Raw genomic sequence first — 17952 nt, forward strand, 5'->3', positions numbered from 1 at the left:
CTAGCTGTCCTTCTGGTCGAGGCGTTCGTCGAGGAAGCCGCAGAACTCTTCGAGCTCGGCGATCGTGGCGTCGATGTCTTTCTTCTGGCGGCGGAGCGCGACGACCCGCTCGCGGCAGCGGTCGCGGGTGGCGAGCATTTGCGTGTGCTGCTGGTCCCCGACATCGTAGAGGTCGAGCAGTTCGCGAATGTCGTTGAGGCTGAAGCCGACCGACTTGCCGCGGAGGATCCAGGTCAACCGGGCGCGGTCGCGATCGGTATAGAGCCGCGTGGTGCCGCGCCGCTCGGGCGCGATCAGCTCTTCGTCTTCGTAGAATCGGAGCGCGCGGGCGGTGACGCCGAACGCGTCGCACATCTCCCCGATCGAATAGAAACGCCTCTCCGCGTCCATGGCGGCGCTATGCTTTACGTTCACGTAAACGTCAACTGGCGTGAGGATTTCAACTGAGGTTCAGGCAGGGGGCGACAAAGCGCCACCCCACACCTATATGACGGCTCTAGCAGCGCTGGCTCGGGGACGATGCTCACCACAAATCCGTTCGAACCCCTCGACGGGGACACACTGCACGAAGAGTGCGGAATCTTCGGCATCTGGGGTGCCGATAACGCCGCGAGCTTCGTCGCGCTTGGGCTTCACGCCCTGCAGCATCGCGGCCAGGAAGCGGCGGGCGTCACCAGCTACGACGGCGCCCATTTCCATTCGCACCGGGCGATGGGGCACGTGGCCGGCAATTTCGACAAAGACGATATCATGCGCAAGCTGCTCGGCCGCGCAGGCATCGGGCACGTTCGCTATTCGACGACCGGCGAAACCGCGCTCCGAAACGTCCAGCCCCTTTACGCCGAGCTGAACGACGGCGGCTTCGCCGTTGCCCATAACGGCAATCTCTCCAACGCGATGAAGCTGCGCCGCACGCTCAACCGCCGCGGCTCCATCTTCCAGTCGACCAGCGACACGGAGGTGATCATCCACCTCGTCGCGACATCGCAGGCCGCGAGCCCTACCGACCGGCTGATCGACGCGCTGAAGCAGGTCGAAGGCGCCTATTCGCTCGTCGTCCTGACGGAAGAAGGCCTGATTGCCTGCCGGGACCCGCTGGGCATTCGTCCGCTCGTCATGGGCAAGCTGGGCGAAGCGACCATCTTCGCTTCGGAAACGGTCGCGCTCGACGTGATTGGCGCAAGCTTCATCCGTGAGATCGATCCCGGCGAGCTAGTGATCGTCAATGGTAGCGGCATCCGCTCCTTCCGCCCGTTCGAGATGGCAGAGCCCCGCCCCTGCATCTTCGAGCACGTCTATTTCTCGCGCCCGGATTCGATCGTCGACGGCACATCCGTCTACGAAGTCCGGAAGAAGATCGGCGCGGAGCTTTCCCGCGAGGCCCCGGTCGAAGCCGACCTCGTGGTTCCGGTTCCGGACAGCGGAGTTCCGGCAGCGATCGGCTTCAGCCAGGAAAGCGGCATTCCGTTCGAGCTTGGCATCATCCGCTCGCACTATGTCGGCCGGACCTTCATCCAGCCGAGCCAGGAAGTCCGCCACTTGGGCGTGAAGCTGAAGCACAACGCCAACAGCGCGCTTATCCGCGGCAAGCGCGTCGTCCTCATTGACGATTCCATCGTGCGCGGAACGACCAGCGTGAAGATCGTCCAGATGATGCGCGATGCCGGGGCCCGTGAAGTGCACATGCGCATCGCCTCGCCGCCGACGCGACACAGCTGCTTCTACGGCGTCGACACGCCGGAGCGGGCGAAGTTGCTCGCCGCGCAGATGAGCGTCGAGGGCATGGCCGATTACATCAACGCCGACAGCCTCGCCTTCATCTCGATCGATGGCCTGTACCGAGCGCTTGGCGACCAGCGCAACGCTCAGCAGCCGCAGCGTTGCGACGCCTGCTTCACCGGGGAGTATCCGACGCGGCTGACCGACGCTGAGGAAAACGATCCGGGCTCGACCCTGTCTTTGGTCGCCGCGCGCTAGCCGCTACACGCGCCTCCATGTCTGATTCGAAACCGCTTTCCGGCAAGCTTGCGCTTGTCACCGGCGCAAGCCGCGGCATTGGCGCCGCGACTGCCGAAGCTCTCGCCCGAGAGGGCGCGCACGTCATCCTCGTCGCCCGCACCGCCAAGGCATTGGAAGAGGTCGAGGACCGCATCCATGCGGCTGGCGGGAGCGCGACGATCGCGCCGCTCGACCTCACCGACGGCGAAGCCATCGGCAAGCTGGGCGCAGCCGTGTCGGAGCGGTGGGGCGCTCTCGACATCCTCGTCCTCAACGCGGCCATGCTCGGCTCGCTCACTCCGGTCGAGCATATCGACCCCAAGGAATATTCGCGGATTCTGACGCTCAATGTCGGCTCCAACCAAGCGCTGATCGCCGCGTTCGACCAGATGCTGCGCAAGGCCGAGCGGGCGGACGTGATCGGCGTGACGTCGAGCGTCGGCCACGAACCGCGAGCCTTCTGGGGGGCCTACGGCTCTTCCAAGGCAGCGCTGGAGAACCTTCTCGGCGCTTATGCCGACGAGACGGAGCATACCGGCAAGATCCGCGTGCAGATCGTCGACCCGGGCGCGACCCGCACCCGCATGCGCCAGCTAGCCTTCCCCGGCGAAGAGCCGGAGAGCGTGAAGCCGCCTGAAGCCGTCGCGGCCTTCATCCTGGAACGCCTGGCATCGGTTGCGCAGACCGGCGAGCTGGTGCGCGCGCCCTAGGGCTTGCCAACTTCCTCTTCGCAAGCGCACGGTCCCCGGAGGGGGCAAGCATGCACGAGGAAAGCAGCATCACGGGCAAGACGCTCCGTGGCCATCCGCCCGGGCTTGCGATCCTTTCGGTAACCGAACTCGCGGAGCGGTTCTCCTATTATGGCATGACTGCGCTGCTGGCGCTGTACATGGTCAAGCAGCTTCTACTTCCCGGCCATGCCGAGCACGTCATCGGTCTTGCGACGCTCCGCCATGCTTTCGAATTCCGCGGGCCGATGTCGGATCAGGCCTTCGCATCCCTCATCTACGGCTGGTACGGCGGCCTCGTTTACTTCACGCCGCTTCTCGGCGGCTGGATCGCGGACCGGTTCATCGGGACGAAGCGAGGGGTTACGCTTGGAGCATTGCTGATGGCGGCCGGCCATCTCGCAATGTCGCGGGACGATACTTTTCTGCTCGCCCTGCTGCTGCTGATCGCCGGGTCCGGTTTCCTCAAGGGGAATATCTCAGCGCAGGTCGGCAAGCTCTATCCGCCCACTTCCGAATCCCTTCGCGAACGCGGCTTCACGATATTCTCGACCGGCATCAACATCGGCGCAGTCGCGGGCCCGCTTGGGACCGGAACGGTCGCCGCCATCTACGGCTGGCATGCCGGGTTCGCCCTCGCCGCAGTCCTCATGCTTGTGGCTCTCGCCATCTATCTCGGCGGCCAGCGCTATTTGCCCAACAGCAAAGCGGAAAAGTCCGCGCGATCCAAGCTTCCGCCGCTCACCACCGCTGAGAAGAAAAGGGTTTGGGCGATCCTGTTCCTGATCGCGACGTTCATCCCCGCCCTGATATCCTACACCATGATCTGGAACGTCGGGATCGTATGGATCGACGAGAAGGTCAGCCTCGGTCCGATTCCGGCAAGCTGGTTCAATTCCGTCGACAGCTTCGCGAGCATCATTATCGCGCCGGTCCTCGTCGGGCTCTGGGCGTCGCAAGCGCGCCGGAACGTCGAGCCGGAGGCCCTCACCAAGCTGCTCATCGGCTTCGCGATGACGGGCGCATCGGCGCTCTTATTCGTCGCCGGCTGCCTCATGGCGGATGCCGACGGCAAGGTCTCGGTCTTGTGGGCGCTTGCCGGCTATTTCGGAATGGGCTTTGCGTTCATGTGGTACTGGCCAGTGGCGCTCGCGATCATTTCGAAATCCGCTCCTGCGAAAGTCAACTCGACCATGATCGGCGGATCATTCCTCTCCCTCTTCTTCGGCACCGTGCTAATGGGATGGGTCGGCAGCTTCTACGGGGAAATGAGCAACGTCGCCTTTTGGACGCTAGTCGCTGGGATCGCCTTCGGCGGCTCCTTGCTGATCCTCGCCGTGAGGAAATCGTTGGCGACGGCGCTCGGCCTCTGTTCCAACTGATCGTCTAACAGCGGTATCGGCGAGACGCTCCGCCAGTAAGACCGCTCGAACTTCACTGCAGTGCAGCAAGGCGTATCGTGGCCCTCAAGTGGAGGTCACATGAAAATGGGTTGGATGATCGGACGGACGGCGGCGCTGTCGAATCCGGAAGCAGCAAGGCGCAAGGCAATCGAGAAGCTGCGGGCACTCGCGGAACTGGATGACCCCGAGAGCGTGGTCGTCCCGATCCTGCTCGACGCGCTGCTGATGGTCGAATCCTATCGCGGGGCACGGCACCAGATCAGCTTCCTTCCGGAGTTGACCGAGAGCGTCGACGCGCTCCTTCGCGAGGTGACGATCGTCGAGAAATCGAAGGAATGGGCGAAGGCCTGAGCCCGGGGAATGCCCGAAGTGCCGTATGGCTGGGGCGGCCAACGAGTCATAACTGGGAACCTCCGAAGATAATTCTGGAGACTTCCCAATGTCGTTATCCCGCTATTTCGCAGCCACAGCGGCTGCCGCCTTGATCATCTCAGCTCCGGCATTCGCCGGCAGCGGCTCACCCAAGGGCAACATCGTCGCGGCGGCTTCGGCCTCGCCTGACTTCAAGACGCTGGTAACCGCGGTAAAGGCTGCGAAGCTAACCGATACCCTTGCCGGCAAAGGACCGTTCACGGTCTTCGCGCCCACGAACGATGCCTTCGCCAAGCTCGACTCGGGAACGGTCGAGAATCTTCTGAAGCCGGAAAATCGCGATCAGCTTGCCAAGATCCTGACATATCACGTGGTGGCCGGTGAGGTGACTGCCGCCGCGCTCGTGCAGCAGATTCAGGCCGGCGGCGGCTCTGCAAAGCTCACCACCGTCGAAGGCTCGCAACTTACGGCGAAGCTCGACGGCGACAAGGTCATCCTCGTCGACGAGAACAATCGCACTGCAACCGTAACCAAGACGGACCTGATGCAATCGAACGGCATCATCCACGTCATCGATACGGTCGTTCTTCCGGGCTGAGCTTAGCCTCCCGCCGCGTGGTGAGCGGGCTACGCGGCGGTCAGGCCTTCACCATCGTTACCTGCGCGACGTCGATTGCGCCGCCGCGGAAGCCGCCCTCGCAATACATGAGGTAATAGCGCCAGAGGCCGTGGAAGGCGGCGTTGAACTCGTGCAGCTTTCCGGCCGCTACGGCGGCGTCGTAGCGGTCGCGCCAGCGCTTGAGCGTCTCGGCATAGTCGAGGCCGAATCCCACGCGCGCCTCCCATGAGAGGCCGCGCTGCTTCGCGAGCGCTTCGAACCGGGGTTCGTCGATCAATTGGCCGCCCGGGAAGATGTAGGTCTGGATGAAGTCGGCGTTGCGTGCGTAGCGGTCGAACAGGCCGTGATCCATGCTGATGAACTGCAGCGCGGCTCGGCCGCAGGGCTTCAGGTTGCGGGCGATGCAGTCGACATAGGCGCCCCACCAGCGCTGGCCGACCGCCTCGACCATCTCGACGGAGGCGATGGCGTCGAACTGCTCTGCGACCTGGCGATAGTCCTGCAGCCTGATCTCTACCTTGTCGGCGAGGCCCGCTTCGCGGATGCGCTGCTCCGCCCAGGCCTTTTGCTCGGCGGACAGGGTCAGGCCGACGACTTGCGCGCCGCGCTTCGCCGCCTCGATCGCAAGCGTTCCCCAGCCCGAACCGATCTCCAGGAGCCTCGACTGCTCGCCAATTCCGAGCCGGTCGAGCAGGTCGTGAACCTTGCGGAGCTGGGCGTCCTCCAGCGTCTCTTCAGCCGACCCGAACCGTGCCGAGCTGTAGGTCATCGTCTGGTCGAGCCAGGCCGAATAGAAGTCATTGCCAAGGTCGTAATGGGCGGAGATGTTCTCCTTCGCTCGGCGCGGGTCGTTGTCGCGCAGGCGGTGGGCAAGCGCGTTGATCCAGCGGAACGGCCCCTTTGCCCTGCCGAGCTCGCCCAGCGAGACGGCGTTCGAGCTGAACAGCTGGAACAGGGGCACCGGGTCCGGCGACGTCCATTCGCCAAGCTCCCACGCCTTGTACCAGCCGACCGATCCGGAAATGGCCAGGCGCACGACGGCGAGCCAGCTCTTGATCTCGATCCGCGCTGCCGGGCCGGCCCCACGGAATCCCAACCGCCGGCGCGTACCATCCGGAATAGTGGCGTCGATGCCGCCGCTCTCAAGCTTCCGGTCGATCAGGTCGAGGACGGTGGTGAATCCGGGCGCAAAAAGCCGCGCGAGCAGGCCGCCGCCTGTCGTGAACCGCTTGTCGCCCTGCACCAGATGCGCACCACGCGAGCTCATGACGCGCCAGTTATGAATTCGAGCGGCTATTGTCGAGGTTTTGCGCGCAGCCCGGCGCGGCGACCGGCAAGACCGTCTCACGCGCAAGCCGCGACCGCCTGCCCTCTCCGTAACGGGCGTCGCCGATCGCAACGCGGACCTGGCAGCGCTCCCGGATCGTATCGGCCTGCGGAAGGATCGACCATTTCAGGAACTTCCGAAGCCGGGGATCCTGCCGGATAGCCTCGCGAACAAGCGGATCGCCCATGTTCGTCGGCTGACAGGTGGTCACCATCCCGAACCCGCCACCGAGCGGATCATATTTGCTTCGGTGGTAGCAATTGCCCTCTCGCCAGACGAGGTCGCGGCGCCAGAACTCGACCGGCGGCGGCGAGGCGAAGATCGCTTCGACCGGGCGGCTCCCGGCCCATTCCCGGACCGAGGCATTGGCCCTGTCCGTGATGACGAGGTTCACACCGACATAGGATAGCACGAACGCAACAGCGATCCGCGCCGGCCGCGTCCACGGACGGCCTTTCTTCTCCTTCACCTTGGAAATTCCGATGCCGAGCGCGAGCGCGAGCCAGACCCAGACGTCGATGATGAACAGGCCGTCGGCGTGGTACCAACGATTCGAGAAAGGCGAGAGCAGCTGAACCGAATAGGTCGTCAGCATGTCGAGCAATGGATGCGTGGCGGCGCCGATGTAAGACAATGCGAGCAGCCAGCCGAAGTGCATCGTCAGCCCGCTTTTGAAGCCCTTGCCGCGGCCGACCTGCCAGCGGTCGAGCAGCCACAGCAATCCCGCGAGGATCGGCGGCATGACCAGCACTCCGCCGATGATTCCGTGCGTGAAGCCGCGGTGGATCGCCAGCGGGTCCCACGGAGCATTGCCGAAGAAGACATCGATGTCCGGCATGTTCGCGCCGAGGATCAGCGCGGCGAGGCCCTTGCGCGTCTTCGTCTTGAGACCGGCCTGGCCCAGCGCCCAGCCGGCCATCGAGTGGGTGAGATTGTCCAAGCTGGGCTAGCGGGTCAGAGCTTGTGCGGCTCTTTCTCGACCTGCCAGGTCTGGCCCTTCGAGACCAAGGCCTGAAGATCGGCCTTCTTGCCCGATGCGGCGGCGGCGTTCTGCTCGATTACCGCGCTTTCGAAGGTCGGAGCGGGGTCTTCGTAGATGACGCCGAGCGCAACCGGGAAGCCCTGCGGCATTTCGATCAACATCGCCGCAATGCCCTTGTTCTTCGGATCATGGACGATGACCGATGGATCGCTGCCATCGACGATCTTCAGGCACAGCCGGTCGCAGTCGAGCGCGAGGCCCTTTTCGCCGTTGGCGAACAGCATCTTCTCGCCGGGCTGCAGCCAGAGCTGCTTCTCCTGCGCGACGCTGCGCTCGGTGAAGCTGGCGAAGACGTCGTCGTTGTAGACGACGCAGTTCTGGTAGATTTCGACGAAGCTCGCGCCCTTGTGCGCGTGAGCCGCCTTCAGCACGTCCGGCAGGCTCTTATGAACATCGATCCCGCGAGCGATGAACCGCGCACCCGAACCGAGCGCAAACATGCAGGGCGTCACCGGCCGATCGACTGATCCGAACGGCGTCGAGGGCGAGCGCGTGCCGACGCGGCTGGTCGGCGAATATTGACCCTTGGTCAGACCGTAGATTTCGTTGTTGAACAGCAGGATCTGGCAGTCGAGGTTGCGGCGAAGCACATGCATCGTGTGATTGCCGCCGATCGACAGGGCATCGCCGTCACCGGTGATGACCCACACGTCGAGCTCCGGATTGGCGAGCTTGATCCCCGTCGCGAAGGCCGGAGCGCGACCGTGGATCGTGTGGAAGCCGTAGCTTGCCATGTAGTAGGGGAAGCGGCTGGAGCAGCCGATGCCGCTGACGAACACCGTCTTCTCGCGCGCGACGCCAAGGTCCGGCATCGTCCGCTGCACGGCCTTCAGAACGGCATAGTCGCCGCAGCCCGGGCACCAGCGGACCTCCTGGTCGCTCGCCCAGTCCTTGGCGGTGGTGACTTTGGTCAGTTCGTTCATCGGTACAGTACCCAGTAGATCAAGACGCAGACGAGGATCAGCATGATGATCATCGGCCAGGGATTGATCGGTTTCATGACAGCGCCTTCTCGATCGCCGCTTCGATCTCGGCGATGCGGAAGGGGTGGCCGCTGACCTTGTTGAGCGGCTTCGCGTCGACGAGGAACTGGTCGCGGAGCACGGTCTTGAGCTGGCCCGTGTTCATCTCCGGAACGATGATCTTGTCGAAGCTCTTGAGCAAGTCGCCCATGTTCGACGGCATCGGCCAGATGTGGCGGATGTGCACGTGCGCGACGTCCTGACCCTTGTTCAGCGCGCGGCGCACCGCCTGGTGGATCGGCCCGAAGGTCGAGCCCCAGCCGACGACCGCAAGCTTCGCGCCCGCCTTGCCGATGCAGACGTCCTGATCGGGAATGCTCTCCGCGACCTTGTTGACCTTAGCCGCGCGTGTGTCTGTCATCTCCTGGTGAGCGGCCGGCGAATAGTCGATGTTCCCGGTGCCCGGCTGCTTCTCGATGCCGCCGATGCGGTGCTCGAGGCCCTCGGTACCGGGCTTGATCCACGGACGTGCTAGGTCGCCGTTGCGGGCGAACGGCATGACGGCCTCACCTTCCGCCGGAGCCTTGTCGAAAAAGCTGACTGGAAACGGCTCGTAGCCGCTCATGTCCGGCACTTTCCACGGCTCCGCCGCATTGGCGATATAACCGTCGGTCAGGAGCATGACCGGCGTCATGTAGCGCGTGGCGATACGCACCGCCTCGATCGCGCATTCAAATGCGTCGGCTGGCGAGCGCGCGGCGATGACCGGCAGCGGAGCATCCGCGTTGCGGCCGTAGACCGCCTGGTAGAGGTCGGATTGCTCGGTCTTGGTCGGAAGGCCGGTAGACGGCCCCCCGCGTTGCGAATTCACCACGATCAGCGGAAGCTCGGTCATGATCGCAAGGCCGAGCGCCTCGGTTTTCAGCGCGATGCCCGGGCCCGACGACGAGGTAATACCAAGCTGGCCGGCATAGCTCGCGCCGATGGCCGAGCAGATGGCGGCAATTTCGTCCTCCGCCTGGAAGGTCGTGATCCCGAATTCCTTCAGGCGCGACAGGTGATGCAGAAGCGCCGACGCAGGCGTGATCGGATAGCCTCCGAAGAACATCTGCAAGCCTGCAAGCTTCGCACCCGCGACGAGACCGAGTGCAAGCGATTCCGCGCCGGTGACGGTACGATAGAGGCCGGGCTCCGCAGGCGCGGGCGCGACATGGTGCCGGTGGACGCCGCCGATCTCGACCGTTTCGCCATAAGCGTGGCCGGCATTCAGCGCCGCGATGTTCGCCTCGGCGAGCTCCGGCGCCTTGGCGAACTTGGCGTTGAGCCAGTCGACGATCGGCTGCCGGTCGCGGTCGAACATCCAGAGCGCGAGCCCCAGCGTCCACATGTTCTTGCAGCGCAGCGCCTCCTTGTTGCCGAGGCCGAACGGCTTCACGGCATCGAGCGTCAGCTGCGAAATGTTGAAGTGGACCAGCTGCCACTTGGCGAGGCTGCTGTCCTCCAGGGGGTTCTCTGCATAGCCCGCCTTGGCGAGGTTGCGCGCCGAGAATTCGCCCTCGTCGGCGATGATCAGCCCGCCCTCGCGAAGCTGGTCGACGTTCACCTTCAGCGCCGCCGGGTTCATCGCGATCAGCACGTCGGGCTGGTCGCCCGCGGTCTCGATCGCGGTCGAGCCGAAGTTGATCTGGAAGGCGCTGACTCCGAACGTCGTCCCCTGCGGAGCGCGGATCTCCGCCGGGAAATCGGGGAAGGTCGCGAGGTCGTTGCCCGCGAGCGCCGTCGAGAGTGTGAATTGTCCGCCGGTGAGCTGCATGCCGTCGCCGCTGTCGCCCGCGAAACGGACGACGACGGCCTCGGCGCTTGGGTGCGAGGCGGCTTCTTCCTCAGTGATGAGATGGGTGGCGGTGGCCACGTGCGAGTCCTTACAAACGCTGAGAGTTTCTTCTGCGCGCCTCTTTAAGACTCTGACGCCTCTTTCGCCACTTCTAATGCTCGCGCTAAGGCGGGTTCATGGCCGACGACGATCATCTCTACCGCCGCGGGGTCGGCGTGATGCTGCTCAATAGCGAAGGGAAAGTCTTTGTCGGGGCGCGGATCGATAATACGGACGATGCCTGGCAGATGCCCCAGGGCGGCATCGACAAGGGCGAAGAGCCCTGGGCGACCGCGCTACGCGAGCTCGAAGAGGAAACTGGGATCCCGCCCCGCCTTGTCGAGCGGCTGAGCGCGCATCCCGACCGGCTCCGCTACGATCTCCCCGAAGAGCTTCGCGACAAGCTTTGGGGCGGCAAGTGGAAGGGCCAGCTACAGGACTGGTACCTCGCGCGCTTCCTTGGGGAAGACAGCGACGTGAACATCGCCACCGAGCATCCCGAATTCCGCGACTGGAAATGGATCGACCCGGACCACCTCCCCGACCTGATCGTGCCGTTCAAACGCGACCTGTACCGGCGCATTCTGCAACATTTCGCGGACTATCTCTAGCGCCAGCTTTCGACCCATTTCTGCCATTAGCAAAATCGATCCCAGCTTTGTTGCGCAGCCGTATCGCTCACACTTATACGCTAGTTCCTGAGGGTTGAGTCGCCTGTTCTGCGTCGCTGGCATGGTGCGGGGTGGCAATGAACCGTTGGGCAGAGTTTTCTGGTGGTGCAGGCTCGAGCGAAAGCTCGCCTGTAGGGCTAGGCCCTCCGCACTCCCTAACGGCCGCTAAGACACCGCTATTTCGCCAGTTCATCATCGGTGGCGTAGTAGGCGCAGTAGCAGTGGGTATCCGATGGCTGCTTCCGTTTGAGCCTGACCTGCTGCCGACCTTCTCGGTTGTCATCGGCGTTTGCGTCGTGACGATGGCAGCGGGCCTCTGGGCAGGTTTTACGACGATGGTCGTCGGCGGTGCCCTGGCGTGGCGCTTCATCCTTTGGCCGGAAACGCGGACACTTGCGCCAGACGACATCATCGCAATGACGGGCTACTTCATGGTTACTTCCGTCATTCTCGGCACGACGGAACTGTATCGGCGCAGTGAACAGCGCAGATTAGTCGTGGAGCTAGCTCATGCGAAGGAGCGAGCCGAAAATCAGCAGCTGTTTGCCTCAGAACTGTCGCATCGACTCAAGAACTCGCTCTCGATTGTGCAGTCAATGGCGCTTCAGAGTTTTGGGAGCGAAACCCCAGAGTTCCTCAAATTCGCTGGTCGGCTGCACGCGCTCGCAGCAGCCAACAAACTTCTGAACAGTCACGTGGCGCGCCCATCCGCCGATGTTAGGGAGGTAGTTGAGGCTGCTGTTCAGCCATTCAGAGGTCAACAAGATCCATTCTGTCTTTCCGGACCCGCGCGCTCATTGGGAAGCCAGGATGTGGTGTCACTGACAATCGCATTGCACGAACTCGCCACCAATGCGGTCAAATATGGGGCGTTGAGCGACCCCAAGGGACGCGTCGCTGTGACTTGGACCACAAATGACGGCACACTTGTGATCGAGTGGAAGGAGCATGATGGCCCACCCGTTACACGTCCGACCACGAGTGGTTTCGGCTCGCGGCTTTTGAAGCGCGCCGCAATGGGCGCTGAGTTGGAGTACGAGGCCGACGGCATTCGATGCACGATCCGCGCACGTTAGTCGCTGCATAAGGAGTTAGTGGCGGCTTTCCACCCGAAAGGGACGTCCGCTTTCGACCCAAAACAGACATAAACTGCCCGCCTCGTCTCATACATTTTCGGACTGGCAATCCACTGTCAGGCATTCTTTCTCCCGTTCGGCCTTGAGCGCTACTGGCGACGCTCGCGTTCTAAGGCGTCCTGAATATGCTCCGCTAGCCTACGCGCGGGCGATGAGATGTTCGGCCGATTGAGTAGGGCAACTTCCGTTTCATAGAGCTCCGGCAGGCCCGCGTCGGCCGGCACGGCAATCAACGACTTTGGGATCATCTCCCTCGGTAATACCGTCACGCCCAACCCTGCTTTGACCGCGGCCTGAGCACCTCCGAGACTGGTGGATGTGTAGGCAATCCGCCAAGGCCGCCCGACCGCATCCAGCGCCATGGTCGCGCGTTTGCGATATACGCACGGCTCGGGCGAGACGACCAATGGGATCACCTCTCCGTCACGGACGCGGTAGCCTTCCCTGGCCACCCACAGGAGCGCTTCGCGCCACACGCGCACGCCTTCGATCGGCGCAGCGGGTTCGCGCTTCACGAGAACGAGATCGAAGCCGCCCCCTTTGAACCGGTCGAGGAGGTTCAGGGTAAGGTCGCAAGTCACCTCGAGCTCGATCAAAGGATGCGCTTCGGCGAATTGCTGGAGGACGTTGGGCAAATGTGCGGTGGCAAAATCCTCTGGAACGCCCAGCGTGACGGTTCCGGCAACTTCCGGCTCGAGAAGATTGGCAATCGTCTGGTCATGAAGCCGGAGAAGCTCGCGGGCAGGACCGAGCAGCCGCTCGCCGTCAGGCGTCAACTTCAGCAACCTTGGGCTTCGCTCGAACAGGGTTCGTCCAACCTGTTCCTCGAGGCGCTTCACTTGGAGGCTAATAGTCGATTGTGTCCGCCCTAGCCGAACGCCAGCGCGCGTAAATCCCCCCTCCTCAACGATGATACTGAAACAGCGCAGGAGATCGAGATCCAAGTTCCTCGCGAGCATCAGCATCATTTACGTCATCAATCATTGGCATTGCAATAACTCGTTTGTTCAATTGTAACTTCTGAGCGACCTGCTGTCGCATGATCCAGTTCATCACCCGCATCGATTGGCTGACGGTCGCATCGCGAGTCAGCTTTGCCGCTCTGATCCTGGGCTCATTCGCCTTCGCCGGCGTGGCTGCGGCGGGCCAGGCCGTCGACATCCTTGCACTCTCGATGTCTGCGCTGACGCTGTTCATCAGCACGGTGGTTCTGCAGTTCTCAGAGCGACACATGAGAGCTGACGCCCATCAATCCCGCTACGCGCTTCTCGTGGCATGCTTCGTAGCAACGTTGCTTGTGCTCGCCTGGGCACCGAACATCATCGCGTTCGCATTAGCCTGGTTGGTCAGCGGTGCCGTTCTCGCCAATCTCGTGGGGCATGTCGCGGGCTGCAGTGAAGCGATGCAGGCGCGTCGTAGATGTAATGTTGCATTCGCTGTTTCGAACGTCGCGCTCCTTGGGGCACTCGCGCTGCTTTACTGGAATTCCGGTTCGCTTGAGCTGGGCGTGGCTGCAGCAGCGGCGGGGGGCAACCCGCAAATCGCCATAACCGCGAGCCTGCTGATCCTGATTGCCGCCATGGCGCGCTCGGCTCTGCCCCCGTTCTCCGGATGGCTGCTTGGTTCGATGTCGGCTCCAACGCCGGTTTCCGCACTCATGCACGGCGGGTTCGTCAACGCTGGCGGCTTCCTGCTTATTCGCTTTGGTGACGTGCTTCAGGCGACGCCGATCGCTCAGTTCGCCGCAATCGCAGCCGGACTGCTCGCGGCCATTTACGGGACGGGCATCATGCTCGTCCGAGCCGACGTGAAGGGAGTGCTTGCCGGATCGACCGTCGCGCAAATGGGCTTCCTGGTGCTCTCTTGCGGCCTCGGCGCATACGGCGCGGCGCTCTGGCACATTATCGGCCACGCTTTGTTCAAATCGTGGCTCTTCCTCAACGCGGGTTCCACGATCGGCCTGCCTGTGCGGCGCGACCGCGCTGAGTTCAGTGCCAGAACCGCAGTGCTCGTGCTGCTCGGCGCCTCGGCCGCCGCTACGGTGATGTATCTCGTTACCCCGCTCGAGCAGGTCAGCCTCGTGGGCATGTTCCTTGCACTGATGACGCTCGCCGTGGCGATTTTAGCCGCCGGCAAAACGCGATGGGTGGCGATCGCCTTGGTGGTCCCTCTGCTCGGAATGAGCCTGCTGGTAGCGGAGACACTTGATAGCCGCCTGGAGGGGCCTGCATCGCACCAGATGCCCATCGCCGTTCCGATCGCCATCGCGGCGGTCATCGCGATCGGCTGGATTGTCCAGCAACGCTTCGCCGCCCGTGGCCTTCCCCGACCTCTCTACCTCGTCCTGCTGAACGCGGGCGTGCTTCACGCCCGGTAAAACGGAGACCCTATCATGAACAAACCGATCCCCGCAGGCAATTTCCAGCATTTAGCTGCCGCGCCCGATGTCGCCAGGCTGGTCGAAGAAGCTGGGCGGATCGTCCCGCCACTATGGCCGCTTCAATCCGCAATTGCGGTCAATCCTCTGTGCTCGTTTGAGGATCGCCCCTTTGCTGAGGCCGTGAAGGATGCGGCGCGGACGTTCAATGCGCGAGCGACGCTACCGCTCAACTCTTGGCGTCAACTGGTCGAGAACGGGCGGATCGACCGCTCCGCGCTACGTGATGTTGCCATCACGCGGCTCGGCGGACTCGAACAAGCGTTCGCCCTGATCGGTCCCAATGTCTCGAAACTTGACCTGCTATTGGCTCGGCTGCTGGACATCGAGCCGCGCTCGCAATTTGAGGACGAGGACCGCTTCGCTCCCGCCGACGCGCTGATCGCCAAATGGTGCGGCGCCTTCTTCTCCCAGACCTCAGGTTCTCTGATGCCCGGCCGTCGCGCGGGTCTCTATCGAGCCGTTATCCCGCTTCTGTCAGCCGATAGGCGCCTTGCGGAGATCGTCACCGACGCATCTCCCCCGGGTGAGTTTGCTGAAGACCCCCTCCGCGAGATTGAAGCCGGTCTGCGCGAACTCGGCATCCCCTTTCATCAATGGGGCGCCGTGCTGAAGAAACTGGTCGCACGCCTCCCTGGCTGGGCTGGCCACATTCGTTGGCGGAATGAGTACGCGGGTCGAGACCTGGTCGAGGATGCGCCTGCTTCCGCGGCGGATCTACTTGCCTTGTGGACTTTCGTTCTGCGCAGCGCACCCGATCGCTGGACTTGGCGGGCGGACGAGCTTCATGTCGATGCAACCGAGGAACTCTTGGGCCATTTCGACATCGGCGCGGACCAGCGGAGCCTGCATGCGGAAGGCCGCTGCGCACTGCGGGAAATTGGATCTCTCCATGAGGACGACTTGGGTCTCATGTTCATGGAGGCGGCAGAGCGCACGTTTCGAGGCTCTATCGTCCAGCGTATCCGCGGCAGCGCCAGCACTTCGCCTGCCGATGGCCGGCCGACGGCGCAGCTCGTCTTTTGTATCGACGTTCGTTCGGAACCTTTCCGTCGTGCCATCGAAAGCCAGGGCACCTACGAGACGCTGGGCTACGCCGGGTTTTTCGGTCTTCCAATATCGCTGACGTCTGCCGATGGGGCCTCCAGCCGGAATCTGCTCCCAGTCCTCCTCAGGCCCGCGCACGCGGTCGTCAAAGGGCCTGCAGTTGGGCAGGAAACCAGAGCCCGGAAATCATGGGCGAAAAAGCTCAGACGATCCTCTGCACAGCGCATCTTCGACGCGATCAAGAATGGGATCGGAACATCCTTCGCCGCTGCCGAGGCGACCGGGCCGCTTGCAGCCGCGCGGATGGTCGAAAGCTGCGTCGGTCCCTCCCTGAAATCGCTGAGCGGGCGTGATGAGAGTTGCTTCGCGCCAGACCGAAGCAGGATCCCTCTTTCCGACCAGGTCGACTATGCTCGGTCGCTCTTCTCGATGACTGGCCTCGGAACAAACCTGGCTCGGCTTGTCGTCTTGGTCGGTCACGGAAGTCACGCCGTGAACAACCCGTTTGCGAGCGCCCTGGACTGCGGGGCCTGCGGCGGACATCGGGGCGGCGAAAACGCACGGCTGCTAGCGGCAATCTTGAACGATGCGGACGTCCGCAAAGCTTTGGCGGAAGACTCCGTCGAAATCCCGGCTGACACCGTATTCGTTGGAGCCGAGCACGACACGACGCGCGACTTCGTGAGAGTCTTCGATACGCAGCTCATTCCCGCGACCCACGAGCAGGATCTGGCCAACCTCAAGGCAGACCTTTCAACCGCCGGCGACCGGTGCCGGGAAGAACGCGGCCAAAGGCTTGGTCGCTCCGCTCGCGACCTGCTCGTCGGATCCCAGCATTGGGGCGAGGTCCGTCCCGAGTGGGGCCTGGCAGGCAATGCCGCGTTCATCGTCGGGCCGAGAGAACTGACCAAAGACGCAAATCTTGAGGGACGGGTGTTCCTGCACAGCTACAACTGGGCGAGCGACCCCACTGGAGCTGCACTCGAGGTCATCCTCACCGCGCCAATGATCGTGGCTCAATGGATCAATTGCCAATATCTTTTCTCCACCGTCGACAATAGCCGGTTCGGGGCAGGCGATAAGATCACCCACAACGTCCTAGGTGGGATTGGCGTCGTGCAGGGCAATGGCGGCGATCTTCGGGTTGGGCTGCCGCGGCAATCGCTCTACGATGATCAGGGCGTACCTTATCATGTCCCGCAGAGGCTGCTGACCATCGTCGAGGCGCCGCTCGACCGGTTGGAGGAGATCATCGATCGCAACGCCATCCTCCAGCGCCTGTTCGGCAATGGTTGGGTGCAGCTCATCGCAGTCGAACCGAACACAGGGCGATTTCGCTGCTGGCGCACAGTCAAAGAGTTCGCGAAACCGGGCCTGAAAATCGAGGAACAGGAAGGCGAAACCCTCGGTGCGCGACTAGTCGACGCGTGAACGCGCTAAGCCATCTCAATCGGCTCGAGGCAGAGTCCATTTACATCTTTCGTGAAGTGGTCGCCGAGGCGCAACGACCCGTTCTGCTCTACTCGGTTGGCAAGGATAGCTCGGTACTGCTCCAGCTCGCGCTGAAAGCATTCTACCCGGCACGTCCGCCGTTTCCATTCTTGCACATCGCATCGGGTTGGGACTTCCGCGACCTGCTCGCGCACCGCGACCGGATGGCGGCCGCGCATGGGCTGGAACTGCTCGTAGAGTCGAGCAACGAGGCTGCTGAGCGGGGAATCAACCCGTTCGATACGCCGACATCCATCTATGTCGACAACATGCTTACCCAGCCGCTGAAACGCGCGATCGACCGGTACGGCTTCGACGCGGCGTTCGGCGGAGCTCGCAGAGACGAGGAGAAGGCCCGAGCCAAGGAGCGCATTTTCTCACTCCGCACAGCCACACATCGCTGGGATCCGAAACGCCAGAGGCCCGAGATCTGGAACGTTCTTAATGCCAGGAAGGCGAGAGGCGAATCGATCCGCGTTTATCCATTGTCCAATTGGACCGAACTTGACGTCTGGCTCTACATCCACAGGGAGAGAATCCCGATCGTACCGCTTTACTTCAGCCAGGAGCGCCGGACCGTCGAGCGTGGAGGGAGCATTATCCTGGCCGACGACAATCGCATGCGTCTCGAGCCTGGCGAAACGCCGCGTGCTCGCAAGATTCGGTTTAGGACGCTCGGTTGCTATCCTCTGACCGCGGCGATCGAAAGTCCGGCTATGACCGTGGAACAGATCATTGCGGAGACCTTGATCGACAGAACCTCTGAGCGTGCCGGCCGCCTGATCGACCACGAGGAGGCGGCAGCAATGGAGCGGAAGAAAGCGGAAGGCTACTTCTAATCGATGG

16 protein-coding genes are annotated in these 17952 nt (G+C 63.0%); 10 read left to right on the top strand and 6 right to left on the bottom strand.

Translation table 11 applies throughout. The annotated features are described in order from the left end of the window. On the bottom strand, window positions 1-390 hold the full coding sequence (locus tag ACMC5O_RS07565) for a MerR family transcriptional regulator (protein ID WP_187709849.1): 390 nt from the start codon (window positions 388-390) through the stop codon (window positions 1-3). 129 nt (window positions 391-519) lie between these two features. Here ACMC5O_RS07565 and purF point away from each other — a divergent pair, with 129 nt between their 5' ends. The 5 genes from purF to ACMC5O_RS07590 all read left to right on the top strand — a co-directional run bounded on the left by purF (window position 520) and on the right by ACMC5O_RS07590 (window position 5099). Beyond that, window positions 520-1977: an amidophosphoribosyltransferase gene (gene purF, locus ACMC5O_RS07570; RefSeq protein ID WP_426692627.1), complete on the top strand. Its 1458-nt coding sequence runs from the start codon at window positions 520-522 to the stop codon at window positions 1975-1977. A 17-nt stretch (window positions 1978-1994) separates the two neighbouring features. Further along, window positions 1995-2708 (top strand): SDR family NAD(P)-dependent oxidoreductase, encoded by a 714-nt coding sequence (locus ACMC5O_RS07575; RefSeq protein ID WP_426692628.1) that lies wholly within the window; start codon window positions 1995-1997, stop codon window positions 2706-2708. A 50-nt stretch (window positions 2709-2758) separates the two neighbouring features. Further along, on the top strand, window positions 2759-4108 hold the full coding sequence (locus ACMC5O_RS07580; protein ID WP_426692629.1) for a peptide MFS transporter: 1350 nt from the start codon (window positions 2759-2761) through the stop codon (window positions 4106-4108). Between the two features lie 99 nt (window positions 4109-4207). Then, window positions 4208-4480 carry a hypothetical protein gene (locus tag ACMC5O_RS07585; protein ID WP_426692630.1) on the top strand — a complete coding sequence of 91 codons (273 nt, stop codon included), beginning with the start codon at window positions 4208-4210 and terminating at the stop codon, window positions 4478-4480. Window positions 4481-4568: 88 nt separating this feature from the next. Next, entirely contained in the window at window positions 4569-5099 is a 531-nt protein-coding gene (locus ACMC5O_RS07590; protein ID WP_187709278.1) for a fasciclin domain-containing protein, read from the top strand. A 40-nt stretch (window positions 5100-5139) separates the two neighbouring features. Here the strand turns inward: ACMC5O_RS07590 and ACMC5O_RS07595 are convergent, their stop codons facing one another. The 4 genes from ACMC5O_RS07595 to ACMC5O_RS07610 all read right to left on the bottom strand — a co-directional run bounded on the left by ACMC5O_RS07595 (window position 5140) and on the right by ACMC5O_RS07610 (window position 10363). Then, complete coding sequence (locus tag ACMC5O_RS07595; protein WP_187709277.1) at window positions 5140-6387, bottom strand: SAM-dependent methyltransferase; 1248 nt, start codon at window positions 6385-6387, stop codon at window positions 5140-5142. Between the two features lie 10 nt (window positions 6388-6397). Beyond that, window positions 6398-7387 (bottom strand): metal-dependent hydrolase, encoded by a 990-nt coding sequence (locus ACMC5O_RS07600; RefSeq protein ID WP_281389422.1) that lies wholly within the window; start codon window positions 7385-7387, stop codon window positions 6398-6400. A 14-nt stretch (window positions 7388-7401) separates the two neighbouring features. After that, on the bottom strand, window positions 7402-8412 hold the full coding sequence (locus ACMC5O_RS07605) for a 2-oxoacid:ferredoxin oxidoreductase subunit beta (protein ID WP_187709275.1): 1011 nt from the start codon (window positions 8410-8412) through the stop codon (window positions 7402-7404). Window positions 8413-8485: 73 nt separating this feature from the next. After that, a complete protein-coding gene (locus tag ACMC5O_RS07610; protein ID WP_426692631.1) occupies window positions 8486-10363 on the bottom strand; it encodes a 2-oxoacid:acceptor oxidoreductase subunit alpha in 1878 nt (625 codons plus the stop codon). A 98-nt stretch (window positions 10364-10461) separates the two neighbouring features. Between ACMC5O_RS07610 and ACMC5O_RS07615 the strand changes: the two genes are divergently transcribed. Both ACMC5O_RS07615 and ACMC5O_RS07620 read left to right on the top strand, forming a co-directional pair. Beyond that, a complete protein-coding gene (locus tag ACMC5O_RS07615; RefSeq protein ID WP_426692632.1) occupies window positions 10462-10935 on the top strand; it encodes an RNA pyrophosphohydrolase in 474 nt (157 codons plus the stop codon). Window positions 10936-11216: 281 nt separating this feature from the next. Then, entirely contained in the window at window positions 11217-12071 is an 855-nt protein-coding gene (locus tag ACMC5O_RS07620; protein WP_187709274.1) for a sensor histidine kinase, read from the top strand. Window positions 12072-12220: 149 nt separating this feature from the next. On the opposite strand, the gene ACMC5O_RS07625 is transcribed toward ACMC5O_RS07620, so the two are convergent. Beyond that, window positions 12221-13099, bottom strand: coding sequence for a LysR substrate-binding domain-containing protein (locus tag ACMC5O_RS07625; protein WP_426692633.1), 879 nt, complete (start codon window positions 13097-13099; stop codon window positions 12221-12223). A gap of 71 nt (window positions 13100-13170) precedes the next feature. On the opposite strand from ACMC5O_RS07625, the gene ACMC5O_RS07630 reads away from it, so the two are divergent. The 3 genes from ACMC5O_RS07630 to cysD are packed head-to-tail and all read left to right on the top strand — an operon-like array spanning window position 13171 to window position 17945. Then, window positions 13171-14508, top strand: a complete 1338-nt coding sequence (locus tag ACMC5O_RS07630; protein WP_426692634.1) for a proton-conducting transporter membrane subunit — start codon at window positions 13171-13173, stop codon at window positions 14506-14508. A 15-nt stretch (window positions 14509-14523) separates the two neighbouring features. After that, window positions 14524-17046 (top strand): DUF2309 domain-containing protein, encoded by a 2523-nt coding sequence (locus ACMC5O_RS07635; protein ID WP_426692635.1) that lies wholly within the window; start codon window positions 14524-14526, stop codon window positions 17044-17046. Next, the gene (gene cysD, locus ACMC5O_RS07640) at window positions 17043-17945 is read left to right on the top strand and encodes a sulfate adenylyltransferase subunit CysD (RefSeq protein ID WP_187709270.1); all 903 of its coding nucleotides are present in this window, start codon (window positions 17043-17045) and stop codon (window positions 17943-17945) included. Before ACMC5O_RS07635 ends, cysD begins: the two co-directional genes overlap by 4 nt. Window positions 17946-17952: the final 7 nt, after the last annotated feature.

Origin of the sequence: Sphingomonas sediminicola (genome assembly GCF_049991885.1) — a bacterium.
Taxonomy (GTDB): domain Bacteria; phylum Pseudomonadota; class Alphaproteobacteria; order Sphingomonadales; family Sphingomonadaceae; genus Sphingomicrobium; species Sphingomicrobium sediminicola.